3 protein-coding genes and 2 pseudogenes (1 of these 5 running past the window's edge) are annotated in these 4583 nt (G+C 63.2%); all 5 read right to left on the reverse strand.

Annotated features, from left to right (window positions below; genetic code table 11):
- Nucleotides 1-15 precede the first annotated feature (15 nt).
- Nucleotides 16-129, reverse strand: a pseudogene (locus ACIP0B_RS22970) (3-methyl-2-oxobutanoate hydroxymethyltransferase); the annotation flags it as partial.
- Between the two features lie 383 nt (nucleotides 130-512).
- Nucleotides 513-989, reverse strand: a complete 477-nt coding sequence (gene folK / locus ACIP0B_RS22975; protein WP_400836285.1) for a 2-amino-4-hydroxy-6-hydroxymethyldihydropteridine diphosphokinase — start codon at nucleotides 987-989, stop codon at nucleotides 513-515.
- 3 nt (nucleotides 990-992) lie between these two features.
- Complete coding sequence (locus ACIP0B_RS22980) at nucleotides 993-2375, reverse strand: polynucleotide adenylyltransferase PcnB (RefSeq protein ID WP_217890564.1); 1383 nt, start codon at nucleotides 2373-2375, stop codon at nucleotides 993-995.
- A gap of 749 nt (nucleotides 2376-3124) precedes the next feature.
- A complete protein-coding gene (locus ACIP0B_RS22985) occupies nucleotides 3125-4561 on the reverse strand; it encodes a sigma-54-dependent transcriptional regulator (protein ID WP_400836287.1) in 1437 nt (478 codons plus the stop codon).
- Nucleotide 4562: 1 nt separating this feature from the next.
- Nucleotides 4563-4583: pseudogene (locus tag ACIP0B_RS22990) on the reverse strand (sensor histidine kinase) (its annotated part continues 2892 nt past the right edge of the window); the annotation flags it as partial.

Here is a 4583-nt window from a genome sequence, read left to right on the forward strand (position 1 = left end):
AACAAGCAGCACTTAGACACCGGCCTCGTTGCAGGATTGGGCGAAGGTCGCGTCATAGCAGGTCAGCATGGTGATCTTTTCACCTTTCTGCTTGAGGCTCTGGAGCGTGGTCAGGGTGATGGCTGGCATGTAAGAAATCCTCGTTCAGGCGCATTGGAAACTGCTGCGGGTAACGCGCGTGATTCGTCATCTATTCAGGCGCACGCTCTTGTGTCGTGCTTATAAGGCCCGGATTGCGCCCTTGTGCGCCGGGTTGGCGGCAGCGGGACGCCTATAGTCGTGATGAGAACCCAGGAAGTCAATTACGTGTGTTACCGCATTGTTACGAGGGGAGTGTTACCGGCGTTACTGATGCGATTCAGCGGTGCGGCGGGGCTGGGCTGCCGGTTTTTTGTCCTACAAAAAAGGCAATGGCGGGCAGCGGCGGGGGCGTCGGCAGTGATCCCTGTGGGAGCCAGCCTGCTGGCGATGACGTCAGCCCAGGCAACCCTGGGCCGGGCAAGGGGAAACCGTCAGAGGCGTTCGAGGCCGGTGAACGGGCAGGCCGCCAGCAGCTCGGCCAGGGTGCGGCCATCGGCCAGGCGCAGGTCCTGCGGCGCCAGCTCCGCCAGGGGATACAGGACGAATGCGCGTTCCTGCATGTGGTAGTGCGGCACCTTGAGGCGAGGTTCGTCGATCAGCCGGTCGCCGAACAGCAGGATGTCCAGGTCCAGCGTGCGCGGGCCCCAGCGTTCCAGGCGTTCGCGGCCCTGATCGTTTTCGATGGCTTGCAGGGCGTCGAGCAGTTCCAGCGGCGCGAGCGAGCTGTCCAAGGCCGCCACCGCGTTGGTGTAGCGCGGTTGGCCCGGCAGCAGCGAGTCGCTCTGGTAGAACGCCGAGACGCCGGTCAGCTCGGTGGCGGGCAGGTGCGCCAGCGCGTCGACCGCGCTGCGCAATTGCTCGGCCGGGTCAGCCAGGTTGCTGCCCATGCCGATGTAGATGCGTTCCATGCCTTACTCGCCCGCCGCGCTCTTGCGTTTGGCGTTGCTGCGACGGCGCTTGCGCGGTGCGCCGCCGGTGCCGTCGTCCTTGCCGCTGAGCTCGCGGATCATGTCCCGGCGCCCGCTGTCGTTGGCGTCCTGGTAGTCGGTCCACCATTCGCCCAGGCCGTCGGTCTGCTCGCCGGCGCTTTCGCGCAGCAGCAGGAAGTCGTAGCCGGCGCGGAAGCGCGGGTTGTCCAGCAGCAGGTCGGCGCGTTTGCCGCTGCGCCGCGGCAGGCGTTCCTGCATGTCCCAGATCTCGCGGATCGGCATCGTGAAACGCTTCGGAATGGCGATGCGCTGACACTGCTCGGCGATCAGTTCGTGGGCCGCTTCCTGCATCGCCGGAATCGGCGGCATGCCCCGTTCCTGCAGGCGCAGCACACGGGCCGGCAGGGCAGGCCACAGCAGGGCAGCGAACAGGAAGGCCGGGGTCACCGGCTTGTTCTGCTTGATCCGCAGGTCGGTGTTGGTCAGGGCTTCGCTGATCAGCGTGTGGGTGTATTCCGGGTTGTGCTCCAGCGCGTCGGCGCTGGCCGGGAACAGCGGTTCGAAAAGCTGCAGGTCGACCAGCATTTCGTAGGTGATCGCACCGTGGCCGGAGAGGAACAGCTTGAGCACTTCCTCGAACAGGCGGGCCGACGGGATCTCGCGCAGCATCGGCGCCAGGTCGCGGATCGGCTGGACGGTGTGCTTCTCGATGCCGAAATTGAGCTTGGCGGCGAAGCGCACGGCCCGCAGCATCCGCACCGGGTCTTCCTGGTAGCGCTGCACCGGGTCGCCGATCAGGCGGATCAGGTGATTGCGGATATCGTGCACGCCGTTGGCGTAGTCGAGGATGCGCTCGCTGACCGGGTCGTAATACAGGGCGTTGATGGTGAAGTCGCGGCGTTGCGCGTCTTCTTCCAGGGTGCCGTAGACGTTGTCGCGCAGGATCCGCCCGCTTTCGTTGCGCGAGGACTGGTTGCTGTCTTCGTCGTCTTCGTTCTGCGGGTGGTTGGCGCGGAAGGTCGCGACCTCGATGATTTCGCGGCCGAAATGGATATGCACCAGCTTGAAGCGGCGGCCGATGATCCGCGCGTTGCGGAATTCGGCCCGGACTTGTTCGGGGGTGGCGCTGGTGGCCACGTCGAAATCCTTGGGCGTGATGCCCAGCAGCATGTCGCGCACGCAGCCGCCGACCAGGTAGGCCTGGTAGCCGGCGCTCTGCAGACGTTCGACGATGTTGACCGCGTAACGGCTGAACTGGGCCTTCTGCAGCGAATGTTGGCCGCTGTTGAGGACTTCAGGCGTGCTACGGATGTGTTGCGTACGACGCAGGGGCGTTCGAAATGACTGGAACAGCTTCTTCAGCATGGGATGCACTGTTTGAAGGAATGTTCGGCCTTACCGGGGAATGGCCGCATGATGGGCGGGGATTCTAGCATTTAGTCGGCGAATGGTGTAGGACGCGGCGGATTTGAGCTGCAGGCCGCGGTCTTGGGCGTTCGGCGCCGTGATTATTGGGGGTGAAGGCCGCAGGACGGACGTCCAGGAGGCGGAAACTACAAGGGGAGCCGAAGCTCCCCAAGAAGTAGTTGCGTGCTCTTTTTATTTTTGATTTGGGCTTCTTGTTTTTGTTGAGCGCCCTCGTCATGAGGTTTTCCCTTCATGACCCTCCCATTCGGGAGCCAAGAGCAAACGGATTGCTTTGGTCGCTGAGTTGCAGTGATCTTGCGATCCAACCAGTGCAGGCTCTGTCTCAAGACAGTTTTTGTTGTTCTCGGCCTGGTCGTGGGACGAATCCCAAATACAACGCCTCTCCAAAAGAATCAGTTAGCTGCGCCTCTCGCCGTCTTGTTTTTATTGTGCGTGAGTCGATTCGTCTTATTTTTATTGTCTTATGCATTGCTTGTTATTGTTCTTGTACCAAACATATAGCAGGTGCCGTGCCAACTTTTGCGATCCCCAATAAAACAAGGGGTTAGGACGGTCTGGCAGGTTTTTCAGGGCAAAAAAAAGCCGGGGTTTCGTTACCGATAACCCCGGCTTCTGTTACGTGAAATGGCTGAGGTAACAGTTTTCTCAGCCTTTCAACGGTTACCCGCACACTCGACAGGTAACGTTCAGCTCTCGCTGGTGGCACCGGTCTTGCGCCGCGGAATGCCCAGGCGCTGACGGCGTTCCCACAGGCACTTGCGGCTGACGCCCAGCTTGCGCGCCAGTTCGGTCTCGGTCATGTGGTCCTGATGCTCAAGGACGAAGTGCTGGAAGTAGTCCTCCAGCGACAGGTCTTCGGTCGGCTCGTGGCTGTTGGTGGGCACGCTGGCGGCCGCTTGCGCGGGCAGGCCGATGAATTCGTCCTCCTCCAGGTCCCCCAGCTCGATGTCGATGCCCAAAAGGTCAGCGGAGATTTCCGGGCTTTCGCTCAGGATCACCGCGCGCTCCACCGCATTCTCCAGCTCCCGCACGTTGCCCGGCCAGGAATAGTGACGGATCGCCTGTTCGGCATCGGCGGCGAACTTCAGGTCGGTACGGTTGATCCGGGCGCTCTGGCGGGCGAGGAAAGCATTGGCGATTTCGTTGACGTCGGCGCCGCGCTCGCGCAGCGCCGGCAGTTTCAGGGCGATCACGTGCAGGCGGTAGTAAAGGTCTTCACGGAACTGCCCGACTTTCGCCAGGTTCTTCAGGTCCCGGTGGGTCGCGGCGATCAGGCGCACGTCGACCTTCTGCGACTGCACCGAGCCGACCCGGCGGATCTCGCCTTCCTGCAGCACGCGCAGCAGGCGGGCCTGGGCCTCCAGCGGCAGTTCGCCGATCTCGTCGAGGAACAGCGTGCCGCCGTCCGCCGCCTCCACCAGGCCGGCGCGGCCGGCGCTGGCGCCGGTGAACGCGCCCTTCTCGTGGCCGAACAGTTCGGACTCGATCAGGCTTTCCGGAATGGCGGCGCAGTTCACCGAGATCATCGGTGCCTTGGCGCGCCTGGACAGGTTGTGCAGGGCCCGGGCCACCAGTTCCTTGCCGGTGCCGGACTCGCCCTGGATCAGCACATTGGAGTCGGTCGGCGCGACCTTGCGGATCTTGCCGTACAGGTCCTGCATCGGCGGACAGGAGCCGATGATGCCGATCTCGCCGTTGCCGGCGTCGGCGGCAGCCTTGCCGCTGCCGTTGGCGGCCTTGCCCGCGACGGCTTCGCCGGCGGCGGGGGCGGCCTGACGGTCACGCAGGATCCTGGCCACGGCCTGGAGCATCTCGTCGTGGTCGAAGGGCTTGGCGATGTAGTCGACCGCGCCCATCTTCATCGAGTCCACGGCCGAGCGCAGGCTGGCGTAGCTGGTCATGATCAGCACCGGGGTGCCCTGGCCGAGCTTGATCAGCTCGGTGCCCGGCGCGCCCGGAAGTCGCAGGTCGCTGACGATCAGGTCGAAAGTGGGAATGCTGAAGCGTTCTTGTGCTTCCTGCACTGAACCGGCTTCGCTGACCTGGTACTGGTTGCGTTCCAGCAGTCGGCGCAAGGCGGAGCGGATAATGGTTTCGTCTTCGACGATCACAATCTGAGGCATTGATTCGATACTCTCGACGGTC

Origin of the sequence: Pseudomonas sp. NPDC089534, assembly GCF_044749305.1 — a bacterium.
GTDB classification, from domain to species: Bacteria; Pseudomonadota; Gammaproteobacteria; order Pseudomonadales; family Pseudomonadaceae; genus Aquipseudomonas; species Aquipseudomonas ekonensis.

What these genes read in the sequence shown, in the direction of transcription:
- folK (WP_400836285.1), bottom strand. Translation starts at nt 989, where the DNA reads ATGGAACGCATCTACATCGGCATGGGCAGCAACCTGGCTGACCCGGCC.
- ACIP0B_RS22980 (WP_217890564.1), bottom strand. Translation starts at nt 2,375, where the DNA reads ATGCTGAAGAAGCTGTTCCAGTCATTTCGAACGCCCCTGCGTCGTACG.
- ACIP0B_RS22985 (WP_400836287.1), bottom strand. Translation starts at nt 4,561, where the DNA reads ATGCCTCAGATTGTGATCGTCGAAGACGAAACCATTATCCGCTCCGCC.